Below are 25,380 nucleotides of genomic sequence, written 5' to 3' on the forward strand. Positions count from 1 at the left end.
AAAATGAGCCGAATCCTTTATATTATTGCAATGGCCTTCTTAGCATTTTTATCGTGTTTCTCTAATCCCGCTTTAGCGAAGTATCAGCACTCGTCAAATTATCGTTACATGGAGCTGCTCAGGAATAGTGAAATTTATGCGTGGGTTGACGGGCATGTTATTGAAGCCGGGAAATTTCAAAAAGGGCAGAGCCTGAAGGTCATTGAGAAAACTGGTAAGGAGGATAATTATTACGAGTTTCATTTTGGCAACGGGACGGGCTTCATCGCTAAAGAACAGCTAAAGGAAATCAATCGTGCCTCATTTCCCGCAGATCCCTTTCAGGATCTCCATAAGAAGCCGACTCAAAATTTGGTAATTTTAAAGCCAACTAAGATTTACAGCATACCCGATGCTAATAGTAGAACAGTTGCGATTCTGGCGGAAAATATCCGTTATCCGATCTTAGGCAAATTACAAGACACAGCACATCATACTTGGTATGAAATTAATTTAGGGGATAGATTGGGGTATATCCGCGATCAGGACGCTGAATTGGATAATGGCATACCCGTATTGACTTATCACCATATTCTTAATGATAAAGATAATAAACGTTTTCGCCATACATCAACAACAACCTCTTTGTCAGCTTTTCGTAAGCAAATGGAATATTTGAAACAGGCAGGTTATACCACAATTTCACTCTATGAATTGGAAGGTTATCTCAATAGCACAATCAATTTGCCTGCAAAAGTAGTTGGCCTGACATTTGATGATGGATTGAAATCTGTCTATCGTTATGCCTACCCTATATTGAAAGAGAACAGTCAAAAAGCGACTTTTTTTATTATTTCATCTCGGATTAAACGCTACCCGCAGAAATGGAATCCTGATAATTTGCAATTTACCAGCCTTTCTGAATTGTACGCCATGCAGAAAGTTTTTGATTTCCAATCTCATACTCATTTTCTACATCGTTTAGGTAAAAATAAACGGCCTATACTATTTAGCCGGGTATTTAATACTATTTTATATGATTTCGAACGATCAAGGCGTGGTTTATCGCAATTTAATCCGCATGTACTTTATCTCGCTTATCCTTTTGGCGGATATAATCTAAAAGCAATGAAAGCCGCTAAGCAGGCAGGGTTTCATCTGGCTGTGACTACGATACAAGGTAAAGTTAAATTGGGGGATAATCCTTTTTCGTTGAAGCGATTATATATATTACGGACAGATCCGATTGAAAAGATGGCGAAAATACTTTCTAATAGGCCAGAAACAACGCCTGTGCTGGCGATTGCCAATAAAAATTAATATGAAAACTTGTTTTCCAAATTTAATGGAAAAGAAAATTAATCCAAACATATTTTTTATGAGGTGAGGGAATGGATTTCTTGAGGGAAGTAATATCTATAATTCATTTTATGATTACGTGCATTTTGGAAATGCTAGGGCGTTTATTCATAAAGATGCTAAAGGAAATTTTAAAAGAGATATTTAATTTTTTAGTTATTGTGGCTATTTTTTCTTTACTTATTGCTTATGGATTAAAAGGATTTGGTATATTGTTGCTTGCGGGGGTAGCTTATTGTTCTTATAAGTTCAGAAAGGAAATAAAACGCTATCTGGAAAACAAGAAAGTGTTTGATTATTTTAAATCAAAACGATGGTGGTAATTCAATTCAATAAGTGAAGAAAACCAGTGTTGTCTCATGATAATAATTTATCCAGAAAGGTATGTTTTTTTGTTAATACAGTTAAACTGATTCTATCAAACTAAGCTCGGTTGCGTCATTGATTCATGGTTATCAATGGTATAAATATTAAGTATGAAAAAGAAAATTATTGTTTTTTTTATGAATAGGATGGAGGGGTTAGGTGAGTACGCAATGAGCTTTAGTATTCTCCTTTTTATATTTTTATTTATCTTTTTTAGAAACGATAATTCTTTTTGGCATTATAGCTTGCTGATTTTTGCCTTATTCCTGCTTGGAATGCTTTTTTACTTTTCTGCGAAATTTATCAGGAACTATTTAATAAAAAAAGGGATTATAGATTACTAGTGTTTTTCTTCTATAACCCCTTCATAAATTTAACGGGCTTTATCTTTTATCATTTTGATAAAAGTTTCCCTTGCTGTCGGTGAGCCGAGGCGTTCAGCTTCATCCAACAATTTCAATGCCTTATCAATATCACCACTGCTAATGGCTTTTTTGATAGCTTCATTGAAGTACTGCTCGGTATCGTTTAATACAGGTTTTTTAGCTGCTGTAGTAGATGGCGAGAGAGTCGCTGGGGTTGTTTTTGTCGGTAGTATTGCTGCTGCTGGTTCAGCATCGTTAGCAGAGCCGACAGTGACGGGTTGCTGTACTGGGGCAGAAGATTGTGCTGGTGTGGCAAATATCTGGCCTATCAAGATATTGCCTGCATCACGCTCTGATTTTACCTTCAGCGTCAGTGTGCCTGTTTCGGTATGGCGAGCGACTGGATCCGGAATATTGGGAACAGCATTACCCACTCCTTGAGCATAAGCTTTCGCTGGGTCAACCATTTGTGTAGAGGCGTTCAAATCGGCACGCGTGGTATAAACCAACAAATAGATTTTTTGCTGCCCCAATGCGGGAGTCAGTTTTAAGACGCCTTCAAGTCTATCAGCAGACATAATGCCTGGTTTCTGATAGCCAAAATAGCGGCTTGGGTAAAAGGCTGCGGGGCGAAGCTGCTCATCAAGCACTACGACATTAGGTGCATATACCTGCTTATCCTTTATCAAACTAGTTAGCGTGATTTCTAGTGAACCTTGATTAGCGGGCAAGGAAAAAGCCGCAATGGGGCTATGGATGTCTCCGCTATTAAGCCGCTGTGACATACCATTAAGTGTAATCGTTTGGGTGGCATAGGTATTAATGGGTTGCCACTGTAATGCTTGCAAGGTTGACTGAGATAGAACCGGTGCCACAGAGGATACTGTATCAGGCTGCAACCCCTCTGATGTGGCATAGCTCACAGCAGGCAATGTATTGCAAAGCAGGGCACCGAGGCAGAGTGAAAGCAATTTTGTTTTCATTACCACCAAGCCTCAAATTGTGCACCAAACGTAAATTCATCGCTTTTACCACGGCTGAATTGATGTGCCGCTATATCACGATAAGCCACGCCGTCGGCATAACCCCATTTTTCATTCCATTTTGCATAAGTAGCAAATACACGAATGGCTGGGCGAGACCAGATACTATCACCGGCTTGCCACTGCTGGGCTAGTGTGATTTTGTATTGATTGTTGTTTGCTTTGGTGCGTTGGGATTTCACATTATCGTAGCCTACTTCCATCAAGGTACTCATGATTGGAGTCCACTTATACATTGGACGAACCCCTACGGTGTACCATGTACTGCCATTGTTATTGTCGCGGTTAATGTCCTGATACATGGCGACATACATAAGATCCCATTTATTCGAGAGATTGATTGCACCGTGATTCAGAATACGCAGCATATGCCCGTCATTATTGATGTTCGCGCCTTCTACACGCCCATTATTACTCGAAGTCATTGCGTCAGTGGCATACTGTACGACAAACTTGTTGAATCCCCCTGACAGGCTTTGGGTATGTTCAGTAGTCAGCATTACGCCATCTTTGGATGCATTTTTGTCAAGCTGATATCCTTTGCGAGCATTAGCGCGCCCATAATCGATACCAAATTCTAGGGTTCCCCCAGCATTGACAGGCAAATTGGCCAGACGTATATCGAAAACATCATTTGAGGTTGGGATTTCTTTATGCTCACCAGCAATCCAGCCATATGAACCACCAGATTCGGTATTGCGGGTTACTGCGAGGGACAATTTACCAAAGCCCAGATCGATATTTTCCAAACCTGCACCGGGGCCGGAAATATCCCAGTAATAGAAGTCGATCATATGTACATCGTGTCGCTGATAGAAGCGCTTACCCGCCCACAGTTTCGAACCGGGCAACCAATCAATAATATTGTCTGCTGTTACGTTAACTTCACGAACTCCCGGTTTGGTATCTTCCCAGTCTTTCTGCTGAGATACAGAGTAGGCTAAGTTTGTATCAAAATAGAAACGTTTGTTACCCTCTTTCCATAGTTCTTGTCCCAGCTTAAGTTCTGCATAGGTTTCGCACTCGTTGCCGAGACGATATTTACTCTGAGCTCCTGTCGCTTGGGCGCATTTCTGTTCGCCGCCACTTCCTGTCCAGCCGATACCTGAACGAGCGTAACCGTGGAAATCTACCGCGGCAGCTTGCATAGATAATAAACTGGTGAGCGCGACCAATGAGAGAGGTAATATGCGCATGATGATTCTCCTGTTATTTTTATGTCTGCGGATCGACTAGACTCCGGGTTCTTTATGTAAACGTTGACATGCGGTTCCATCTTCTCGGAAAAGATGGCACCGGTGGGGAGCTAACCCGATAGTGAAGTTCACCCCTTCTTCCACGAGAACAATATCAGGCTGGCGGTAAACTAGGTTTTGGTGAATGGATGGAATGCGGATATGGATTTGGGTTTCATTGCCCAGTTGTTCCACTATCTGTACTGTGCCTTCTAACGTAACATCGGCGATATCATTAGGTAAAAGGTGTTCAGGGCGAATCCCTAAAGACACGTTACAACCAACTGTAAGCCCCTTGCTGTCCACTGGCAACCAAATAGATTGGCCATTAGGGAGAATAATTTGGACTTGCTCGACAGCAATCGCAGAAACTTTAACGGGCAGGAAATTCATTTTCGGCGAACCGATAAAACCTGCGACAAAGCGGTTGGCAGGATAGTGATAAATTTCAAGCGGTTTACCAACTTGAGCAATATCCCCGCTATCCAGCACGACAATCTTATCTGCCAGTGTCATCGCCTCAGTTTGATCATGGGTAACATAGATCATCGTTCGTTGCAGGCGTTTATGCAGACGTGAAATCTCAATGCGCATCTGAACACGCAACGCAGCATCAAGATTGGAAAGAGGCTCATCCAGTAGAAAGATATTGGGTTCAGCAACCAAGGTTCGGCCAATCGCCACTCGTTGGCGTTGCCCGCCAGACAGCGCCTTGGGACGGCGATTCAGTAAATGGGCGAGTTGTAGGGTTTCAGCAACCTGTTGGACACGTTTCTGAATCTCACTTTTTTTGATTCCGGCCAATTTCATACCGAACGACATATTATCTGCAACAGATAAATGGGGATATAGCGCATAAGATTGAAAAACCATGCCGACACTGCGCTTGGCGGGGGGAACTTCATTCACACGTTTTCCTGCAATTAATAAATCACCGGACGTGATGTCTTCTAATCCTGCGATCATCCTGAGTAACGTTGACTTACCACATCCGGATGGGCCGACAAATACGACAAACTCTCCCTCTTGAATCTCGAGATTTATATCTTTGGAGATAACAGTTTCACCATATGATTTAGATACATTGCGGAATGTGACGCTGGACATGTGTTCCCTCCCTCGGATTTGCCTCTTCAGATTTTCTACCCGCTTCCTGTTCGTACGTTTGTCTAACTTGTCAATTTAGTACGTTAACTTTTCAGCTTTATTGCAATAAGAAACTGAGTGAAAAACTGATGGCAGGATTGTGTAAAAAATAACAGGTATCAGAATCCTCCATCCCAAAGTTTTTTGTGGGGGAGGAATAAGGATGATGAGATTAGTGAGATTGAATGATTGATACGTAAATTGTCGGAAAAGGTGTGATTGATATCTCAAAAAATGATGCTTTATAAAGGATAACATTCTGATTTTAATTATTTTTGCAAGCTGGCTCACATTCATATTAGTTGAGGCGTAGAGGCAAGGATGATGAGTCTTTTATTCATTAATAGCACACTGAGAGCCATTTTTTGATTATGCGATGTAGAAAGAAATTAGTCGTGAATAAATGATTTAATAATTAATGAATTAGCAATAAAGAAACTCATCCTGAACTGATAAATATAAACAAGGGCGGAATGATGGCTAAAAAAATCTCGAAAGTGGGTATCCACACTCTGATGCTTTCTGTTTTGGCAACATGGGGGGTGTCTACTCCTGTATTTGCGAAACCAGAAGAAGGCAAGCTGGTTATTTGGATTAATGGTGATAAGGGTTACAACGGGCTGGCACAGGTCGGTGATAAATTCGCAAAAGAGACCGGAATTCCTGTCGTTGTTGAACATCCTGACAAGCTGGAAGAAAAATATACCCAGATAGCGGCCAGTGGAGATGGGCCAGATATCATTTTCTGGGCACATGATCGCTTTGGTGGTTATGCTCAATCGGGGTTAGTAACTGAAATTACACCCGAACAATCCTTCATTGATAAATTGTTCCCCTTTACATGGGATGCAGTCCGTTATGATGGCAAATTAATGGGTTATCCGGTTGCGGTTGAAGCGCTTTCTCTTATCTACAATAAAGATTTAATTAAATCTCCTCCCAAAACCTGGGAAGAAATCCCCGCATTGGATGATGAGCTTAAGAAGCAAAATAAAAGCGCAATTATGTTTAACTTGCAGGAACCTTATTTTACCTGGCCACTAATCGCCGCGGACGGCGGGTATGCATTCAAAGCAGTAAACGGAACCTATGATGTTAAAAACAGTGGCGTAAATAATGCAGGTTCTAAAGCTGGCATGCAGTTCTTGGTTAATTTAATAAAAAATAAACATATTAGTGCGGATATTGATTATTCCATCGCTGAAGCGGCTTTCAATAAAGGTAATGCGGCGATGACAATCAATGGCCCGTGGGCTTGGTCAAATATAGATAAAAGTAAGATTAATTATGGTGTTACTTTGCTACCAACCTTTAAGGGGAAACCATCTAAACCGTTTGTTGGCATTTTGACTGCGGGCATTAATGCAGCCAGCCCCAATAAGGAATTGGCGAAGGAATTTTTGGAAAACTATCTGCTGACCAATGAAGGATTGGCGATGGTGGATAAGGATAAGCCATTGGGAGCGGTAGCCTTAAAGTCTTATCAGACGATTCTTGAAAAAGATCCTCGTATTGCTGCCACAATGGAAAACGCCCAAAAGGGTGAGATTATGCCGAATATTTCACAAATGAGTAGTTTCTGGTACGCGATGCGCAGTGCTGTTCTCAACGTGATGAGCGGTCGCCAAACCGTAGATGCGGCACTTAATGATGCAGAAGCGAGAATAACAAAGTAAATGTAAGGCTCCTGCATTGTAAGGAGCCTTATACCCGTCGTCTTTTAAGTTTCTGCTTTGTTGGCTGCACCGCAATTCGAAATCCATAGGGTAGAGCACCTATTCCAGTAGGTGGTTAGTTTCGAGGTTTAATTACCGGAATGTCATTACCGGGAGAATTTAATTGTTGGGAAAGTTCGATTACTGAAAAAATTTGATTACTGAAAAATAGTAACAGGAAGTGCAAGATGTCAGCGACATTAGAAAAAAAAATATGGTGGCAGCATTCTGCCCTGAAATGGTTTGCTATAGGTTTATGTCTGCTTTTTACTGGTTATTTGGTTGTATTAATGTATGCACGGGGCGAATACCTGTTTGCGATGCTGACATTGGTATTACTGGGAAGTGGCATCTATGTTTTTTCTAATCGCAGGGCTTATGTCTGGCGCTATACCTATCCGGGAATTGCAGGAATAGGGCTGTTTATTCTGTTTCCGCTTATTTGCACGATAGCCATTGCTTTTACAAATTACAGTAGTTCCAATCAATTAACATTTGAACGAGCTCAAACTGTGTTAATGAGCCGCCAATATCAAGCAGGGCAACCATTTAATTTCAAACTGTATCCTGTATCAGATGATAGTTGGGTACTGGCATTCAACATTCCTGACAGCACACAATTACTCGTGTCAGCACCTTTTTCATTTTCTGATCTTGATAGAGAAGAAGTGAATCTTAATCTACATGAGCAAGAAGATGATTTTGTCAGCAATGCTGCGACACTACGTACCATTACTCAAAACCGGCAAAAACTAGGTGTGCTGGTAGCCGTTCTTCCCGATGGCGGCCAATTGCGAATGAGTTCTCTGCGTCAGTTCTCGGCTATACATCCTCTTTATGCCCTTGGGGAAGATGGGACGACATTGACGAATAAACAAACTGGCATACAGTACCGCCCGAATATGGATACGGGGTTCTATCAATCCATTAAGGCGGATGGAGAATGGGATAAAGAGACACTAAGTCCAGGGTTCACCGTTTCTATTGGCTGGAAAAACTTTTTGCGGGTTATACAGGATGAAGGTATCCAGAAACCTTTTTTATCCATTTTTGTCTGGACTGTGGTTTTCTCTTTGCTCACGGTAATATTAACCGCAGCATTGGGCATGATCCTTGCCTGCATCATGCAATGGGAAGCACTTAAGGGACGGGCAATTTACCGTGTGTTGCTTATTTTGCCTTATGCTGTTCCTTCCTTTATCTCTATCTTGATTTTTAAGGGATTGTTTAATCAAAGTTTTGGTGAAATTAATTTGGTGCTTAATGGGCTGTTTGGCCTGAAGCCGGATTGGTTCACTGATCCCACATTAGCCAGAACTATGTTGATAGTTGTAAATACATGGCTGGGCTATCCCTATATGATGATCCTTTGCATGGGGTTATTAAAGGCAATCCCTAATGATCTTTATGAGGCGTCTGCACTTGATGGGGCTGGAACCTGGCAGAACTTTAGCAAAATTACCTTTCCATTACTGATAAAGCCTTTGACTCCGCTGCTGATAGCCAGTTTTGCTTTTAATTTTAATAACTTCGTTCTTATTCAGTTACTAACCAACGGCAGGCCAGATCATATTGGGACAACAACACCGGCAGGTTATACCGATCTATTGGTGAGCTATACCTACCGCATTGCGTTTGAAGGTGGTGGGGGGCAAGACTTTGGTTTGGCAGCCGCCATTGCGACACTTATTTTCCTGCTGGTGGGAGCATTGGCAATCATCAACTTAAAAACCACTCGCATTAAATTTGATTGAGGAGAAAAAGAATATGGCGATGGTGCAACCTAAGTCGCAACGTTGGCGGGTGTGGCTCACACATATCCTAATGTTGTCTTTTATTGCCCTGATCTTGTTTCCTCTGCTGATGGTGATTGCTATTTCTTTACGGCCGGGAAATTTTGCAACAGGTAGCCTCATTCCAGACACCATTTCATGGGAACATTGGAAACTAGCATTTGGCTATAGTGTCGAAACTCCTGATGGGCAAGTCATACCGCCACCATTTCCGGTCATACAATGGCTGTGGAATTCGGTAAAAATTGCCCTTATAACCGCAACTGGAATCGTGGCACTTTCGACGACGTGTGCTTATGCATTTGCCCGGATGCGTTTTCGTGGCAAGAGCGCGTTACTTAAAAGCATGCTAATTTTTCAGATGTTTCCTGCGGTACTTTCGTTGGTGGCTCTGTATGCCTTGTTTGATCGGCTAGGAGAATATATTCCCTTTTTGGGTCTTAATACCCACGGAGGCGTAATTTTTGCTTACATGGGAGGGATCGCCCTGCATGTGTGGACGATTAAAGGTTATTTTGAAACGATAGACCGCTCGTTAGAAGAAGCTGCGATGCTGGATGGTGCCACATCGTGGCAAGTTTTCCGTTTAATATTACTGCCGCTTTCTGTACCAATATTGGCCGTTGTGTTTATCTTGTCTTTTATTGGGGTTATTACAGAAGTACCTGTCGCATCCCTATTATTGAGAGATGTGGATAATTACACGCTGGCAGTAGGAATGCAGCAATACCTTCATCCGCAAAATTATCTCTGGGGCGACTTCGCTGCTGCTGCCGTACTTTCCGCAATTCCCATTACTGTCGTCTTCTTATTTGCCCAACGTTGGTTGGTTGGTGGATTGACTTCAGGCGGTGTGAAAGGTTGAGGTTTGATAAATTTCGCATTGGTTTTCTTTTCAAGAATGACTTTTATATCCAGAAATTAGGGTCATATCCAGAATGAACCACCAGCGATATTGTTTTCTCGCAGGTGGTTCGTAGGAGGATATGATTTATTTCCGATATTCGTTTACTGTTTGCAGTAGTTGATTGATATGTTCATCCGCAAATATAGTCTCTAATGTTGCAGTGAGTTTGCGCCGCCAGTTGGGATATTCCGTTGTAGTACCCGGAATGTTGACAGGACTTGCCATATCCAGCCAGTCTTCGGGTTGCAGCCCTAATAAGGCACAATTGCTGTGAGCTATGTATCGGTGTATGCCTTGGTTGATAGGGGCTGACATCGGCAACTCGTTTTCTGTTTGTAATGCTTTTTGTCGTATCGCGTTTTGCGATGTCGATTGCTGTAAGGTCGTTTGTTGTGGTGGATGCAAATTATCTTCTGTAGACATGATTGCTGGTTCTGATAGATAGCCGTATTGATTTAAGCTTGCCAATAATGCCTGCTTACAACGTTTACGCTCAGTATATAGCTCAGTAAGAAGTGCCTTATCAGGGTATAAACCAATGCTTTCACCTAATGTCAAATCACCTTTCTGCCAGAATCCACGCAAGGTGGGCAAATCATGAGTAGTAATTGTTGCCATCGCTTGCACAGGATATTCGTCGGGAGAACGATATTCCCCTTTATCATTGCGTTCAAAATAAAACACCTTATAGGAATAAACCCCTTGTATCCGTAACTTATCTACAATTTCTTCCGGAACAATTCCTAAATCTTCGCCAATTACCAGACAATGATTGCGTTGGCTTTCCAGTGCCAGTATGGCCAGCAAATCATCAACCGGATAGTAAACATAAACACCTTTATCGGCGGTTTCTCCTTGTGGTATCCACCACAATCGCAAGAGTGACATGACATGATCGATGCGTAGTGCACCGCAGTGGCGCATATTACTGCGCAGTAATTCAATGAAAGGCTGGTAAGCTTGAGCTTTTAATACATGGGGATTCATTGGTGGAAGCCCCCAATTTTGCCCCTTTGGCCCCAGAATATCGGGTGGAGCACCTACGGATGCCTTGGTGCAATAAATATTCCTGTTACACCATGTTTCTGAACCACCTTGTGCCACACCTACAGCGAGATCACGATAAATCCCGATAGGCATATGATTGGCTTGGCTGATGGAAAAGCATTCGGCAAGTTGAGTATCGGCCAGCCATTGTAACCAAAGGAAAAACTCTACTTCCTCTGAATGAGCATGGCAGAATGCTTTAACTGCCTCACTTTCCGGTTCACGGTATTCTTCCGGCCATACCGGCCAGCCCCAATAAATACTATTTTCTCCATGCAGTTTATGGTGAAGTGCATCATAAGCTGCCTGAAAGTAAAGGGTTGTGCCGCCTTTGAGTACAAACTGCTGAAAGTGGATTTGTTGTGGATCAGTTTCCAAACGGCTTTTAAAGTGTGGATAGGCCAAACGTAATGCGGACATCTTGAGCGCCATTACTGTAGAATAATCAACCCATTCTGTTTGGCGGGCTTGCTGGAGCTTAAGCTGTGTTTCGGGTAACTGCCACCATGCTTGTGAGTCGGCACTGTATTTAAAATCTTCTACCTGATTTACTGCGATATAAATAATATTGAGCCAGTGGCGAGATGATGGACTGTAAGGGCTGGCATTTTCCGGCATGGCCGGATAGATGGCATGCAAAGGGTTTAACCCAACAAAGGCACCACCGAGCGGAGCCAGTTTTCGCAACATGAATTTCAGGTCACCAAAATCACCGATCCCCCAATTCGTTTCTGAGCGTAGAGTGTAAAGCTGAATGCATGCACCCCAGAGTTTTTCCCCATTTTTAATGGCTTGCGGTTCGTAACAGCGCTCTGGAGCAACAATAAGTTGCATGGATTGAGATTGCACGGATTGTCGTTGGGAACCATTTTCTTGCCCCGCTTCCGGTATTAGAGTCAGGGTGTGGTATCCCAAGGGCAAGAGGGTTGATAACGTGAAGTGATGCTGGCATCGACCATGAAATGTTTCCCCCTGCTCAGTGTGTATCTGCCATTGATAACTGTTTGTATCGCCTAAAGGCAGGGTTATTTCCTGCCCTTGGAGGAGCACGGTGACATCAGGCAAAAAAGCAGTATGCGTGAAGGCATCTGAGTGAGGTACCGGCTTGTCGCACGGTATATCTGCATTCATGGCATGTAAAATCCGATGCCTGATTTCAGCGGGGATAGCTTGTGGCTTTCCATAGGCATTAATAAATTCGCTGGCGATACCAGCTTCAGTTGCCAATTCATCAAGGCATTTGTTTTCCATACACAATCCTTCTACCTTTCAATGTCTATACCTTTACCCTTCGTCTTTCAAGTTACCTCGTTTTGCTTCTTTGATGGCCGCGTTCATTCACTCTGGTCACCGTTTTTATAAACATACGGTTATCTATGCCCAGGGCAGCATTCCCTTGCCGACGTGATGTAACTTGAAATCCATTGGGTATATTAGAGTTGCCAAATACGTTGTTGATAATCCTGAATAGTACGGTCAGAGCTGAATTTACCCATTCTGGCAGTATTGAGTACTGCACTGCGTACCCAGCCTTGAGTGTCACGGTACAGAGTGTCAATTTCCTTGTGGGCATGGCAATAGGAGGCAAAATCCGCCAATACTAAATATGGGTCTCCCGCTTCAGTCAAGCTATGCAGCATGAGATCAAAAGCGTGAGTATCCCCATGACTGAATACACCGTTGGCGAGGTCGTCCAATATACTTTTTAGATGATGGTCTTGTTGAAGAATATCCTGTGGGTTGTAGCCGCTGTTTAGCAGGGTTTTGGCTTCTTCGACTGTCTTGCCGAAAATAAAGATATTGTCATTGCCAACTTGCTCGGCAATTTCGACATTCGCCCCATCTAACGTACCAATGGTCAGTGCACCGTTCAGCGCCAGTTTCATATTGCCAGTGCCAGATGCTTCTTTGCCCGCTGTGGAGATTTGTTCGGATACATCTGCGGCCGGGATCATAAGTTCAGCAACAGAAACATTGTAATCGGGAATAAATGCGATTTTGATACGATCACGGACAATAGGGTCATGGTTGATTTTTTCAGCGGCATGATTGATTGCTGCAATAATATTTTTGGCGAGATGGTAACCAGGTGCCGCCTTTGCACCAAACAGGAAAACTCGAGGATGGATATCCAATTCCGGATTATCCTGAATTTGCCGATAAAGTGACAAGATATGGAGCAGATTCAGATGCTGGCGTTTGTATTCATGTAATCGTTTGATCTGTACATCGAAAATAGCATGGGGATCCAGTTTAAGCCCCATGACCTTATTGACATAGTTGGACAGGTGAATTTTATTTTCCTGTTTTATGGCCCTATAGTCTGTACGGAAGGCGCTGCTATCAGCATACGGCTCAAGCTGTTTGAGGATACTGAGATCATTGATCCAATCACCATTTAATGTTTGGCTGATCAATGAGGAAAGGGCAGGATTGCATTGTTTCAACCAGCGACGGGGGGTGACTCCATTGGTTACATTGTGGAATTTAGTTGGCCACAATTGATGATATTCAGGGAACAAATCCGTCACTATCAGGGATGAATGGAGTGCTGCAACGCCATTTACTGCAAAGCAGGTGACAACGCAGAGGTTAGCCATTCTGACTTGGCTATCATGGATAACGGCTAGCCTTTCCCAGATTTGTGGATTATTGGGCCAAGTTTGTTCCACGGTTTTTTTGAAGCGTTGATTGATTTCCTGAATGATGCGGTGATGGCGTGGCAGAAGCTCGCGCATCAAGTGCTCATCCCAACGTTCCAGACCTTCTGGCAGTAAAGTGTGATTGGTATAGGCAAAAGTTTTACCTGTAATTTCCCATGCCGTTTCCCAACCTAGCTGGTGCTCATCCAGTAACAAACGCATCATTTCTGGAATGGCGATAGTGGGGTGGGTATCGTTAAGCTGGATCACTTCGTATTTTGGTAATTCTTCTATCTTTCTCCCAGTGCGTTGATGGTGGCGCAGAATATCAGCCACGGCACAGGCACACTGGAAGTACTGTTGCATCAGGCGCAGCCGCTTACCAGTTTGATGGTTATCGTTCGGGTAGAGCACTTTGGTCAGACTGGCCGCATCAAGGCCTGGCTGTTCAGCAAGAAGGAATTCCCCATCATTGAAAAGAGAAAGGTCAAAAGGATTATCATATGTTGCTTGCCATAAGCGCAATGGTTGGGTAACGCCATTGCCATAACCGATAACAGGTAAATCCCATGCTTCACCGGCCAGGGTAAATGCAGGCTCCCAAACTTCATAGCCATCGGAAGTGGCTATAAGTTCACCACCAAAATTAACGTCAACTTTTAGTTGAGCGTTATGGCGAAACCACGGATAGGAATCCCTTTCCCAGTTATCAGGTGCCTCGATTTGTTGACCGTGTTCAAATGATTGGCGGAACAGGCCATATTGATAATTCAGCCCATATCCTGTAGCGGGCTGATTAAGCGTTGCCATGGAATCGAGAAAACAGGCTGCCAGCCGTCCCAGCCCGCCATTGCCTAAAGCAGGATCAGTTTCTTCTTCCAACAGTTCGCCCAATATGATGCCATCTTCAGCCAGATATTCTTGCACATCACCATACCAGCCAAGGTTCAGCAAGTTATTGGCAGTCAGGCGCCCAATCAAAAATTCCATTGAAATATAGTTCACATGACGCTGTTCACCAGTGGGTGAGGTGGCACGGTGTTGCTGGGCGGAAAGGGGAAGTAATTCATAAATTGCGGAACTAACGGCTTGCCACCACTGATGTGGGGTCATTTCCTGAGCAGATTCAAGACCGAAACGCTGCCATTGGCGTGTGAGGGCTGCCTGAAACGTCGCTTTATCTAATTTGGCATTTTTATCTAATTCGAATCGTTGCATGGTGTCGTTGTCCTGTCACTGAGTAAAGGTGATATAGGGGAAATCGTTAGCGGGATATGCTGAAGGCTAGAGAGAGGGGAAACATCATCCCATGAAAATATTCGCGGGGAGGAGTTTAAGGGCGTAGCCATTTCTTTCGAATCTTTTCGCAATTTCATTGAGAAATGGAAAGGTTGCAGCCAAAGAATGTGACAAGGTGCAATTTAACACAATGAAATTAATCAACTTGTTGCAAAAGATTGGCATTTCTCTAAATTTGTTTGAGCGTTAAGGACGCTAATGGAGCAAATCGCTTTATCGCATCGGGAAAAATTCTGGTATCCGTTTCATTCATTGCTTAAGAGGGGAGAAAATTAATGCTTATCCCATCGAAACTCAGTCGCCCTGTTCGTTTGAACAATATGGTCATGCGAGAACGTTTGTTGGAAACATTCAATGAAGCACAGGGACATCGTTTGGTGTTGGTAACCAGCCCTGCGGGGTATGGCAAAACAACCCTGATGGCACAGTGGGCTGCGGGGCAGGATAATCTGGGATGGTATTCCCTTGATGACAGCGATAATAAACCAGAACGTTTTGCCAGTTATTTGATTGCCGCTATTCAGCAAGCCACGCAAGGCCAATGCGTGAAAAGCGAAGTTCTGGCCCAGAAGCATCAATATGCCAGTTTATCTGCCTTGTTTGCGCAATTGTTTATTGAGCTGAGCGAATGGCAACAACCGATTTTTCTGGTCATTGATGATTATCATTTGATAGTTAATGAAGTTATCCATGAAGCGATGCGTTTCTTTCTCCGCCATCAACCAGAGAACCTGACCCTAATGATTTTGTCCCGGCATTTGCCATCATTGGGGATCGCTAACTTGCGAGTGCGTGAACAGTTATTGGAGATTGATAGCCAACAGCTGGCCTTTGATTATCAGGAAACCCAGCAGTTTTTTGCCAAGCGTTTGGCCAGCCCGTTGGATGCCGATAACTGCAAGCAATTGTGTAATGACGTTGCAGGGTGGGCAACCGCATTGCAATTGATCGCCCTTTCTGCCCGTCAATCGGGAAATACCGCTGAAATGTCAGCTAAACGCCTGTCAGGGATCAATGCCAGCCATCTGGCAGATTATCTGGTGGATGAGGTTTTAAATCGTGTGGATCAGGCAACACGAGATTTTTTATTGCACAGTTCAATTTTGCGCTCCATGAATGATGGCCTGATTGTTTGTCTGACAGGAGAGGAAAACGGCCAGCAACGCCTTGAAGATATTGAGCGTCAGGGGTTATTTATCCAACGTATGGATGACTCCGGCGAATGGTTCTGCTTCCATCCCTTGTTTGCTTCATTTTTACGGCAGCGCTGCCAATGGGAAATGGCAACGAAATTGCCGGAATTACACAGAGCTGCCGTAAAAGGATGGTTGACGCAGGGCTATCCGGGAGAGGCTATCCACCATGCTCTTGCTGCCGGTGATACGATCTTGTTGCGCGATATTTTGCTGCAACATGCTTGGGAGTTGTTTAATCACAGCAAACTCTCCCTTCTGGAAGAGTGCATGAATGCACTGCCGTATGAGCAGCTACTGGAAAGCCCCCGTCTTGTATTGTTACAGGCGTGGTTAGCACAAAGTCAGCATCGGCATTACGAAGTGAATGCATTGTTGAATCAGGCTGAACAATCACTAAAACAAAAACAGATAGATATTGAACCTGAACTGTTAGCGGAATTTGATGCCTTGCGCGCTCAAGTGGCGATTAACGATGGTCGGCCGGACGATGCGAATGCCTTGGCGGAAAAGGCGCTGGCAACGCTACTGCCGGACAATCAATATGGCCGCATTGTGGCGATGTCGGTGAAAGGGGAGGTATTGCATTGCAATGGGCAACTGACCAGTGCATTGGCGCTGATGAAGCAAACGGAACAACTGGCCCGGCTTTGTCATGTTTATCACTATGCTTTATGGGCATTGTTACAACAAAGTGAGATTTTGCTGGCTCAGGGTTATTTGCAGACAGCCTATGATATGCAAACTCATGCGTTTGATTTGATCCGTGAGCAGCATTTGGAACAGCTACCGATGCATGAGTTTTTGCTGAGGATCCGCTCGCAGCTTTTGTGGTGTTGGGCACGTATTGATGAATCCGAAGAGTCTGCGCGTCGGGGGCTTGAAGTACTGTCCAATTTTCAGCCCCAACAGCAATTGCAATGCCTGGCTCAGCTTGCGAAATGCTCTTTGGTTCGGGGGGATATTGATAATGCCCGTCGTTATTTGTCCCGCTGCGAAAATTTGTTGAATAACGGTCATTACCACTGTGACTGGCGAACAAACACGGATAAATTACGTGTGATTATTTGGCAGGGGCTGGAGGATAGCCATTCTGCAACGCAATGGCTATTGCAGGCTGAACGGCCTGAAAGTTTCTGCAATCATTTTAACCAGAACCAATGGCGTAATATTGCCCGCGCACAAATTTTGCTGGGCCAATATGATGAAGCCGAATCCATTTTGAATGAGCTGAACGCATATGCCAGAGAATTGTCACTTATCAGTGACTTGAACCGTAATCTTCTCTTGTGCAACTTGCTTTACTGGCAAAGGGGGCATAAGGCCGAGGCTCAGGGGGTTTTGATAGAAGCCTTGAGTTTAGCGAATCGCACAGGGTTCATCAGCCATTTTGTTATTGAAGGGGAGCTCATGGCGTTGCAATTGCGCCAGCTTATCCAGCTCAATATCTTGCCTGAAATGGAACAACACCGCGCCCAGCGTATTCTGCGGGAAATAAACCGCCAGCACAGGCATAAATTTGCTCATTTTGATGAGGCTTTTGTTGAGCAATTACTGAATCATCCTGATGTGCCGGAGCTTATTCGCAATAGCCCGCTTACCCAACGAGAATGGCAGGTTTTGGGATTGATCTATTCAGGTTACAGCAATGATCAAATTGCGGCTGAATTAGATGTGGCTGCGACAACTATCAAAACACATATACGGAATCTATATCAAAAAATGGGTATTACTCATCGGCAAGAAGCTATTCATCAGGCTCAGAATTTAATGAAAATGATGGGGCTGGGAATTTAATTATTGTTTCTAATACTATTTGTTTATAGTTAATTAACACTATTTAATTAAGGATTATCCACTGTAACCTAAAGGTGTTTGTTATTTATTAATTCTGGGTGTTTGTTTTTTTAATATTATAAAAAATAGATTATTGAATCAGTGTGTAATATTAAAAATATAAGTTAATTTTTAAAAATCATTTAATTTTTTTTGTGGCCTTTTTATATTCGAAATAAAATTTAAATGGGATTAATCTATCTCATCGCAACAAGTGTATTTGTAATCAATTTAATATAGCTAATAGTGGTGAGTAACTATGGATAATAAGAATCATCTAGAAACCATGCTTTCTCGTTTTACCGGGAATGGCCCTTATTTAATCATTGATGGAGAGGAATATATTGATGCGGCATCAGGAACGTTTAATTTGCCGTTTGGTTATACGAATCATAGAATATCAGAAAAGCTTAAACAGCAAATTGATAGATGTACGCATTTAAGCTCGGCCTATACACATGAAATGTCACAATTTATTTTAACCAAATTACAGCGACATACCCCAGAAGGAATTAATAAAATTTGGTTGAGAGATGTATCTGGTTCTGGCGCAGTTGAATGCGCTATTAGAATAGCGCAAAAGGCTACGGGGCGTTCAGGTGTTATTTCATTCTTTCTTGCTCACCACGGTCAATCTCTTGCGACAGCGCAGATATCGGGTAATGCATTTAGAATTAAAAACTTCCATATAAATATTGATGGCTCAATAAAAATCCCTGCACCAGAAAGTGTATTTTCAGAATCTTCTTTGGAAAAAGATAATTATGTTGATCCAGAACAATTTGTTGATTTAGAAAAATTCATTCAGTTAGGCTCCAGCGATAATATTGCCTGTTTGATTATTGAACCTATTCAAGGAAATGGCGGGAATATTGTTTTCCCTGTGGAGTTTTACCGGAAGCTCAGAGAGATTTGCAGCAAATATGGCATTATCGTTATTGCTGATGAAGTACAGACCGGCTTTGGCCGTACCGGAACTTTTTTTGCATCAACGGGTTATGCCAAGGAGTTGGCACCAGATATCATCGTATTCGCCAAAGGTGCCGGCGGAATCGGTATTCCGACGGGAGGTGTATTGATGCGCCAGTCACTGGATGTACTTGAGTCATTCGAACATTCCAGTACTTCCGGGGCGAATCCCCTTTCTTTAATCGCTCTCAATGAATCCATCGACATTATTGAAGATGAACACATTTTAGAAAATGTGCAGAAAAATGAGACCTGCTTACGTGATGGGTTGTTGAAGTTACAGAGTAAATATCCAGAGATCACGGGGGTCAGAGGTGTGGGCTATATGTATGGTTTTGATACACCAAGCCCGGATTTCGCAGCACAGGTAATTGCAACCGCCAATCGCCACCATTTGATTTTGCGTGGTTCCCGTTATGGCAAAGGGAGAGCAATCAAAGTACGTCCGCCGCTGATTTGCACGCAGGAACACCTCAATGAAATCCTGCATAAGCTGGATCTGACCTTTTCTGAATTATCCACCACCTCTAGAACAATTGGGGAGACTGCATAATGTTAGTGCTTAAATACCATCAGGCATGGGACGTCCGGACTCAACAAGTTGAGGCATTGTCTTGTATTGAACCCGATGATGTTGTTGTTGATATTGCGGTATGCGGCATTTGCGGTACAGATGTTGGGATCATCACAGGTTCTTATCCGGTGGCTGTGCCGGGAACGACATTAGGTCATGAAACCGCAGGTATAGTTGCTCAAATTGGTAGTGACGTGACTCAGTTTCAAGTTGGGGATCGTGTTGTTATCAATCCAACTTATTCTTGTGGGCATTGCCGGATGTGCGAAACCGGAAATCCTAACCATTGTGAGGATAAATTCGGTACGGAAGCGGGAGTTTCCTATGATGGCGCGTTCGCGGGGCAATATTTGGCAAAAGAGAATTTACTGATCAAGCTGGATGCGCATGTCAGCATGGAAGAGGCTTCGCTAACGGAACCATTGAGTTGCACATTGACAGGCGTAGATAAGTTGGGGATTACCCATACCAATATCCGTGCGGTGGTAGCAGGAGCCGGCCCGATGGGGATGTTGTACATTTGGGCGCTGTATGAGCGGGGAGTTAAGGCATTCATGGTGGAGAAAAATGAAAGCCGCATTCAGTTCGCCAAGAATAATTTACCGCCGGAGTGCCGCCTGTACTCTGATTTTGATGAAGCCTTGATGCAGGAATATGGCGATAAATCCACGTTGATCGACTTGTGCGTGGATACGACCGGGCAATTGACTGAATATATTTTTGACCATTTGGCTCCCGGCGGGAAATTGCTGAATGTGGCGCTAAAGGACAAACATGCCACTTTAGATATCATGAAAATTGCGGATAAAAGCCTTTCTGTCATTGGTTCCATCGATTCATTGAACAACAGCTTTGAGCGAGCCTATGTCATGATCCGTGATGGTGTCATTCCTGTCAGTCGTTTGGTTAGTCATGTTTTTGATTTTGAAGATTATGAACAGGCTTTCCTCACCGTTGGTTGTGATCTTGCGGCCAAAAAGCAAGTACCTCTCAGTACTCCAAATTGCAAGGTGCTGATACGTATGTCCCAAATCAAATAATGAACTGCTTTGAAAGGTTGTTTTCGATGAATAGCTTGAGCGTGATGAATAGTTTGAACGTGATGAATGGTTTGAATGTCATTTTTGATATTGACGGCGTCATTGTCGATAGTGAACAGCTACACTTTGATGTGTTGATCGATGTGGTTTCTGAGGTATTGGGGGAGCAGGCACCAAGTCAATTGAGAAGCATCCAGCCGGAGCAATTGATTGGATTAAGCCTGACAGAAACGTTAGATGAAATTGGCTGCCCACCATCCATGCAGACAGATGTCACCGCAAGGATTATTTCGCACTATCAAGAAAAGTTGTCTGAACATTATCTGCGTCCCGGGATCGCCAACTTAATTGCTGCCTTGCAAGAAAACGGCGTTAATTTTGGTTTTGTTTCTACAGCTCCGCGGGATGTCTGTCTGGCGAATCTTAGTTTGTTAGCGCTACAGGAGCCACCAGCCTTGATTTCTGGTGATGACGTGGAAAAAACCAAGCCTTTTCCAGATCCCTATCTGGCGATGCTGGAACTAAAAGCAATGGATGTTCGGCAGACATTAGTGATTGAAGATACTGATTTGGGGATTGCTGCGGCAAAACAGGCGGGCATCCCGTGGATATATGCCTGGCCTCATGCTTTGTCGGTGGAAGAACAATATGAACAGGCTTCTGGCATTATTGTGACGTTAGCCGATATTCCTCAATTTGCTGAAATTAGTGATCGGTTAATGTGATACTTTTGTAAGCATTTCTTGTGGATATTTTTTGCAAACATTTTTTGCGAGCGTTTTTTAAACAAAAGTGCATGCCCATTTTAATGCCCTTCACCTACGTGGATGAAGGGCATCTTTAGTGGATGTGATTTCGAACGTTAGTAAATCAGCGAATAGCGAGCAGTAAATAGCAAATATCGCTTGGGTGGATGAAGTTTGGCAGTCAGAGTTTGGAGGTATAAATTGACTGAAGCATATACCGTTTCATCGTTAAAACAGCCTATGACGGCAACGCGGATCGCATTTTTTATTGCAGGGTTTAGTATAGCAAGTTGGGCTCCGCTGATCCCATTGGTGAAAGAGCGTCTGGGAATGAGTGATGGTTCAATGGGAGTGTTGATATTGGTATTTGGTATCGGTTCTTTCATTATGATGCCCATCGCTGGCATGTTGGCGACCCGCTATGGTTGCCGAAAAATTTTCAGTTTTTTTGCATTGTTGGCTATTTTGATCTTGCCGTTGCTTAGTGTTCTCTCAACACCACTGACATTGGCCTGTGCTCTATTTGTGTTCGGCGCGGGAATTGGGGCGTCAGATGTCGTTATCAATATCCATGCGGTCAACATTGAGAAAAAAGCACACGAGCCAATTATGTCGGGTTTCCATGCATTGTTCAGCTTGGGTGGCATTGCTGGTGCCGGTCTTGTCAGCCTCATGTTGTTTATGGAAGTTCCTCCTCTCCATGTCACTCTCGTTGTGTCATTCCTTGTTATTTTGTTGCTGCTGCCTGCTTGGAATGGGTTGCTGGAACATACCGAAACTGAGGAAACGCCATTTTTCGTCTTGCCGCATGGCATCGTTATCCTGATTGGTACTCTCTGTTTTATTGTTTACTTAATGGAAGGCTCCATGTTGGATTGGAGTGGGATTTTGTTAAGTAGTGTGCATAATATGGACAGTCATCAGGCTGGCTTTGGCTATACTCTTTTTGCCATTACCATGACACTCGGACGGTTTCTGGGTGATCGGATCATTGCAGCATTCGGTTATCGGCGTGTGTTTTTGGGAAGTGCGATATTGGCAACATCGGGGTTTTTCCTGATTTATCTGGCAACGAGCATGGTTCAGCTAGGCATTTCTTTTCTGATGATAGGTGCTGGGCTATCTAATTTGGCCCCGATGTTTTTCACTGCTTCAGGCCAGCAAAAAGTGATGCCTGATGCGTTGGCGGTTTCGGCCATCTCGACAATGGGGTTTTCAGGCATTCTGCTTGGGCCAGCAATTATTGGTGGTTTGGCTCACCAAGTCACACTGCATGGTGCGTTTGCTTGTATTGCTGTGCTTTCTCTTTCATTGCTAGCGGGATATGGCTTGATTAACCCTACCAAGAAATAACGGGATAAAGATTGATGAATTTGCAGCAATGTCATTGGTTGAATGAGCCTGCCGCATGGCAGTCTCAGGGCGATGAGCTTCATGTCACGACGGATAATAAAACCGATTTCTGGCGTGATACATGGTATGGTTTTCAACGTCATAGTGGTCACGTATTTGGTGGCAATATTGATGATTTTAAATTTGATGAAGGTTTTACCCTTCAGCTGTGTATCGAAGCCCAATTTGAGCAATTATATGATCAGGCTGGCATCATGCTGCTGGTGGATGAACAGCATTGGCTGAAGGCCGGAATTGAATACTCTGACGGGCAGGCAACGATTGGTAGTGTGCTGACGAATGAGGGTTCTGACTGGGCGATGGGCGTTTTTCCGGGTAATCCGGATAAGTTCTGGCTACGCCTCACTTATGGTGACAATGTCATCCGGTTGCAGTATTCCACTGATGGTGTGACATGGCCGCTACTGCGATTGTCTCCCTTTGTCGTTAGTGAGCAGCAGCGTATTTTTGTCGGGGCGATGTGCTGTTCACCTGAACGTGAAGGATTGCAGGTGAAGTTTTCTGATTTCAGATTGACACCTTCTCTGAACAAGCAATTGCATGATTTGAGTTAGTAAAATCCGCCGAAGCCCTTATATCCAGAAAATTGATAACAACGTCAATATGATTAGATTGGGTGCAACGTATACTGCCCGATAAACTCTAGGAAAGCGGATTTTTAATATGCCAGAAAGCACTGTCCGGTGAACGGAATGTGATTAAAACAAAGTGCCGGATAAAAGAATCGGCACTTTATTCTTAATCTGAGGAGCAAGGAGCCTCTGAAGATTATTCCGGCATTTCAGTCAGTTAATATTGGAGGTTGTTGAGGCATTGAGACAATAAAGGGCCAAACGATATCTTTCCCATTCATAGCGTTCAAGCTCCTCTGAGTTAGTCGCTTCCCCCGTAGCAAGCAAATCATCAAGAAAGGTCATGTTTTCACTGCCCTGTAGTATGATGCACAGGATGTTGAATTGACTTTGAGTATAGTCGACGTCCACTTGTGCAAGTAGTGAGGAATTGAGAAAGCTGGAGATATCTCACTGCGCTAATAAATGCACTACGTCCCCATCTGCTTGAGATAATCAGGAAGGGAAATAAAACCCTCTTTAATGGTGGCGAGCAGTGAGTTGTCGAAAAACTTTTCTTTCCTTTGTATTTATGACGATATCAATTCGGAAATCGAAATCATAATAGGAAACTATATTTCTATATTCCCTCAGTTTTTTCCTTTAAAATTATATAGCTGATTATTAATCTGGAAATTAAATAGGTATATATGTATTTATACTTTCTTTAATTTATTCAGTATAAGTAATAATAGTATGATAGGTGCCTGAGTTATTATTTTTTGGAATATTAAAGGCGCATTTTTTCATATATTTAAAAGAATCCTTGCAACTCTTTGGAATTATAACTTTTTTTAATTTCATGGTTGAACTAAGATTATTTTGATTTGTATTAGTTGAATAATGGAGTAAATGTTCTACTCTTATTGTATGCGCATTTTTTAATTTCTAAATGGGGTTTTATTAATAAATAAATTTTCATAATTTTAATACGTAAAATTAAGAAGAAACCTGACGCCTTACATTGTGGAGAGTCAGAGTGTAATCTACGTTTGTGAATTTTTATTTATATAGGAAATATATAATATATAAAAGAAGGAAAACACATGTGCAATTATATGAAGATATTAATATTATTTTTTTTATCAGCATGCTGTATTTCCCATGCTTTTGCTCAAACCCCAGTGCCTAATCCTGCCAATGAACAGCTAGATGTTATAGTAAGTTCTGCTGTATTCGGTTTTGATAGAGACAATAGGCGCTATTTTCCAATTGGCGAAATGATGACACCCGCCTATCAAATGGTGTTATCCGACTGACAGAATCTCAAATTATCATAAAAATAAATCAGTAACTTTTATTTTGAGTAAAAAATCATGTGTAACTTTAAATGTTTAAATAAGTTATTTTTTATTTATCCCATTTAGTGAGGTCTATTATTTTGTTTTTTTAATTTTTAAAAATATGGAGTTCTTATTATGTGAATGCAAGAATAATGAAATTATTTATTTTATTCGAAATTATGACAGTAAGGATTTGTCTTGCAAATTGTTATCTTTTTTTGAGGTGAAATAAAGATTATGAAAAAATATACAGCAATTCTATCAATAATGATGGTACTGAGTTTTTCGGCTTATTCAAGTGATATGAAAATCACAGAGATAACCGCTACTCCAAAACCTGAACATAACCGCACTTTAATAACCGTGGATCTCGATAAGCATATAAATACTCAACACAATATGAAATCCAGTGCGAATAACGTTACTGATGGCAATAATATAACTTTAAAGGCATGTGGGATAGGGTATGTGGTTGGAGTATTTTCAAACACGGATGTTGATACGGAAGGGTGGGCAGTTTGGTTATCAGAAACAGGACCAAGTGAGAAAAATAAGGATGTTAAAATTTACTGGGCTTACCGTGAATTAATCACTAACAAGGAGGCGGCGAAAAGAGCTTACGCAAGTATTTTAGCCGCTCAAGCCAGTGGGCAGAAGGTAAAACTTTACAATTTGTCGGCAGAAAATTGTACAAAGAATCATATATGGAATGAGCCCACAGATTTGAATGGAATGCAATTCAATGTGGTAAAAATCTGGTTTCCATAATCAAAAATCATTTTTCTAGGCTCTCTGAACATGTATAAAATCTTAGAGGGA

Annotated in this window: 17 protein-coding genes; 12 read left to right on the forward strand and 5 right to left on the reverse strand. The window is 42.7% G+C overall.

Annotated elements, in window-relative coordinates; translation table 11 throughout:
• Positions 1 to 3: 3 nt before the first annotated feature.
• Both FE392_RS07220 and FE392_RS07225 read left to right on the forward strand, forming a co-directional pair.
• Entirely contained in the window at positions 4 to 1,299 is a 1,296-nt protein-coding gene (locus FE392_RS07220; protein ID WP_439153469.1) for a polysaccharide deacetylase family protein, read from the forward strand.
• A gap of 71 nt (positions 1,300 to 1,370) precedes the next feature.
• Positions 1,371 to 1,661, forward strand: a complete 291-nt coding sequence (locus FE392_RS07225) for a hypothetical protein (RefSeq protein WP_319929556.1) — start codon at positions 1,371 to 1,373, stop codon at positions 1,659 to 1,661.
• A gap of 416 nt (positions 1,662 to 2,077) precedes the next feature.
• Here FE392_RS07225 and malM read toward each other — a convergent pair whose 3' ends face one another.
• The 3 genes from malM to malK are packed head-to-tail and all read right to left on the reverse strand — an operon-like array spanning position 2,078 to position 5,454.
• A complete protein-coding gene (malM, locus tag FE392_RS07230) occupies positions 2,078 to 3,052 on the reverse strand; it encodes a maltose operon protein MalM (RefSeq protein ID WP_319929557.1) in 975 nt (324 codons plus the stop codon).
• Entirely contained in the window at positions 3,052 to 4,308 is a 1,257-nt protein-coding gene (locus FE392_RS07235; protein ID WP_319929558.1) for a maltoporin, read from the reverse strand. The genes malM and FE392_RS07235 overlap by 1 nt, the downstream gene beginning before the upstream one ends.
• 36 nt (positions 4,309 to 4,344) lie before the next feature.
• Entirely contained in the window at positions 4,345 to 5,454 is a 1,110-nt protein-coding gene (gene malK, locus FE392_RS07240) for a maltose/maltodextrin ABC transporter ATP-binding protein MalK (protein WP_319929559.1), read from the reverse strand.
• 515 nt (positions 5,455 to 5,969) lie between these two features.
• Here malK and malE point away from each other — a divergent pair.
• The 3 genes from malE (at position 5,970) to malG (ending at position 9,866) form a co-directional block, all read left to right on the forward strand.
• Positions 5,970 to 7,169, forward strand: coding sequence for a maltose/maltodextrin ABC transporter substrate-binding protein MalE (malE, locus tag FE392_RS07245; protein ID WP_319929560.1), 1,200 nt, complete (start codon positions 5,970 to 5,972; stop codon positions 7,167 to 7,169).
• A 227-nt stretch (positions 7,170 to 7,396) separates the two neighbouring features.
• Positions 7,397 to 8,962 carry a maltose ABC transporter permease MalF gene (gene malF / locus FE392_RS07250; RefSeq protein WP_319929561.1) on the forward strand — a complete coding sequence of 522 codons (1,566 nt, stop codon included), beginning with the start codon at positions 7,397 to 7,399 and terminating at the stop codon, positions 8,960 to 8,962.
• Between the two features lie 13 nt (positions 8,963 to 8,975).
• Positions 8,976 to 9,866, forward strand: a complete 891-nt coding sequence (gene malG, locus FE392_RS07255) for a maltose ABC transporter permease MalG (protein WP_319929562.1) — start codon at positions 8,976 to 8,978, stop codon at positions 9,864 to 9,866.
• 126 nt (positions 9,867 to 9,992) lie between these two features.
• Here malG and malQ read toward each other — a convergent pair whose 3' ends face one another.
• Together malQ and malP are read right to left on the reverse strand one after the other, a co-directional pair.
• On the reverse strand, positions 9,993 to 12,206 hold the full coding sequence (gene malQ / locus FE392_RS07260) for a 4-alpha-glucanotransferase (protein ID WP_319929563.1): 2,214 nt from the start codon (positions 12,204 to 12,206) through the stop codon (positions 9,993 to 9,995).
• A 182-nt stretch (positions 12,207 to 12,388) separates the two neighbouring features.
• Positions 12,389 to 14,815 carry a maltodextrin phosphorylase gene (gene malP, locus FE392_RS07265; RefSeq protein WP_319929564.1) on the reverse strand — a complete coding sequence of 809 codons (2,427 nt, stop codon included), beginning with the start codon at positions 14,813 to 14,815 and terminating at the stop codon, positions 12,389 to 12,391.
• 356 nt (positions 14,816 to 15,171) lie between these two features.
• Between malP and malT the strand changes: the two genes are divergently transcribed.
• From malT to FE392_RS07300, 7 genes are all read left to right on the forward strand, one after another.
• Positions 15,172 to 17,886: an HTH-type transcriptional regulator MalT gene (malT, locus tag FE392_RS07270; protein WP_319929565.1), complete on the forward strand. Its 2,715-nt coding sequence runs from the start codon at positions 15,172 to 15,174 to the stop codon at positions 17,884 to 17,886.
• 298 nt (positions 17,887 to 18,184) lie between these two features.
• Positions 18,185 to 19,447, forward strand: a complete 1,263-nt coding sequence (locus FE392_RS07275) for a class-III pyridoxal-phosphate-dependent aminotransferase (RefSeq protein WP_319929566.1) — start codon at positions 18,185 to 18,187, stop codon at positions 19,445 to 19,447.
• Positions 19,447 to 20,508 carry a zinc-dependent alcohol dehydrogenase gene (locus FE392_RS07280; RefSeq protein ID WP_319929567.1) on the forward strand — a complete coding sequence of 354 codons (1,062 nt, stop codon included), beginning with the start codon at positions 19,447 to 19,449 and terminating at the stop codon, positions 20,506 to 20,508. The genes FE392_RS07275 and FE392_RS07280 overlap by 1 nt, the downstream gene beginning before the upstream one ends.
• A gap of 62 nt (positions 20,509 to 20,570) precedes the next feature.
• Entirely contained in the window at positions 20,571 to 21,233 is a 663-nt protein-coding gene (locus FE392_RS07285) for an HAD family hydrolase (protein WP_319929588.1), read from the forward strand.
• A 261-nt stretch (positions 21,234 to 21,494) separates the two neighbouring features.
• Positions 21,495 to 22,607: an MFS transporter gene (locus FE392_RS07290; protein ID WP_439153470.1), complete on the forward strand. Its 1,113-nt coding sequence runs from the start codon at positions 21,495 to 21,497 to the stop codon at positions 22,605 to 22,607.
• 14 nt (positions 22,608 to 22,621) lie between these two features.
• On the forward strand, positions 22,622 to 23,221 hold the full coding sequence (locus tag FE392_RS07295) for a DUF1349 domain-containing protein (protein ID WP_319929569.1): 600 nt from the start codon (positions 22,622 to 22,624) through the stop codon (positions 23,219 to 23,221).
• A 1,577-nt stretch (positions 23,222 to 24,798) separates the two neighbouring features.
• Positions 24,799 to 25,329: a DUF5992 family protein gene (locus FE392_RS07300; RefSeq protein WP_319929570.1), complete on the forward strand. Its 531-nt coding sequence runs from the start codon at positions 24,799 to 24,801 to the stop codon at positions 25,327 to 25,329.
• The last annotated feature ends 51 nt before the right edge of the window (positions 25,330 to 25,380 follow it).

The organism is Xenorhabdus santafensis, assembly GCF_033949405.1.
GTDB classification, from domain to species: domain Bacteria; phylum Pseudomonadota; class Gammaproteobacteria; order Enterobacterales; family Enterobacteriaceae; genus Xenorhabdus; species Xenorhabdus santafensis.

Bases quoted from the DNA above. Each gene is read 5' to 3' on its own strand.
- FE392_RS07220 (WP_439153469.1), top strand. From the start codon at position 4: ATGAGCCGAATCCTTTATATTATTGCAATGGCCTTCTTAGCATTTTTA.
- FE392_RS07225 (WP_319929556.1), top strand. From the start codon at position 1,371: ATGGATTTCTTGAGGGAAGTAATATCTATAATTCATTTTATGATTACG.
- malM (WP_319929557.1), bottom strand. From the start codon at position 3,052: ATGAAAACAAAATTGCTTTCACTCTGCCTCGGTGCCCTGCTTTGCAAT.
- FE392_RS07235 (WP_319929558.1), bottom strand. From the start codon at position 4,308: ATGCGCATATTACCTCTCTCATTGGTCGCGCTCACCAGTTTATTATCT.
- malK (WP_319929559.1), bottom strand. From the start codon at position 5,454: ATGTCCAGCGTCACATTCCGCAATGTATCTAAATCATATGGTGAAACT.
- malE (WP_319929560.1), top strand. From the start codon at position 5,970: ATGGCTAAAAAAATCTCGAAAGTGGGTATCCACACTCTGATGCTTTCT.
- malF (WP_319929561.1), top strand. From the start codon at position 7,397: ATGTCAGCGACATTAGAAAAAAAAATATGGTGGCAGCATTCTGCCCTG.
- malG (WP_319929562.1), top strand. From the start codon at position 8,976: ATGGCGATGGTGCAACCTAAGTCGCAACGTTGGCGGGTGTGGCTCACA.
- malQ (WP_319929563.1), bottom strand. From the start codon at position 12,206: ATGGAAAACAAATGCCTTGATGAATTGGCAACTGAAGCTGGTATCGCC.
- malP (WP_319929564.1), bottom strand. From the start codon at position 14,815: ATGCAACGATTCGAATTAGATAAAAATGCCAAATTAGATAAAGCGACG.
- malT (WP_319929565.1), top strand. From the start codon at position 15,172: ATGCTTATCCCATCGAAACTCAGTCGCCCTGTTCGTTTGAACAATATG.
- FE392_RS07275 (WP_319929566.1), top strand. From the start codon at position 18,185: ATGGATAATAAGAATCATCTAGAAACCATGCTTTCTCGTTTTACCGGG.
- FE392_RS07280 (WP_319929567.1), top strand. From the start codon at position 19,447: ATGTTAGTGCTTAAATACCATCAGGCATGGGACGTCCGGACTCAACAA.
- FE392_RS07285 (WP_319929588.1), top strand. From the start codon at position 20,571: ATGAATGGTTTGAATGTCATTTTTGATATTGACGGCGTCATTGTCGAT.
- FE392_RS07290 (WP_439153470.1), top strand. From the start codon at position 21,495: ATGACGGCAACGCGGATCGCATTTTTTATTGCAGGGTTTAGTATAGCA.
- FE392_RS07295 (WP_319929569.1), top strand. From the start codon at position 22,622: ATGAATTTGCAGCAATGTCATTGGTTGAATGAGCCTGCCGCATGGCAG.
- FE392_RS07300 (WP_319929570.1), top strand. From the start codon at position 24,799: ATGAAAAAATATACAGCAATTCTATCAATAATGATGGTACTGAGTTTT.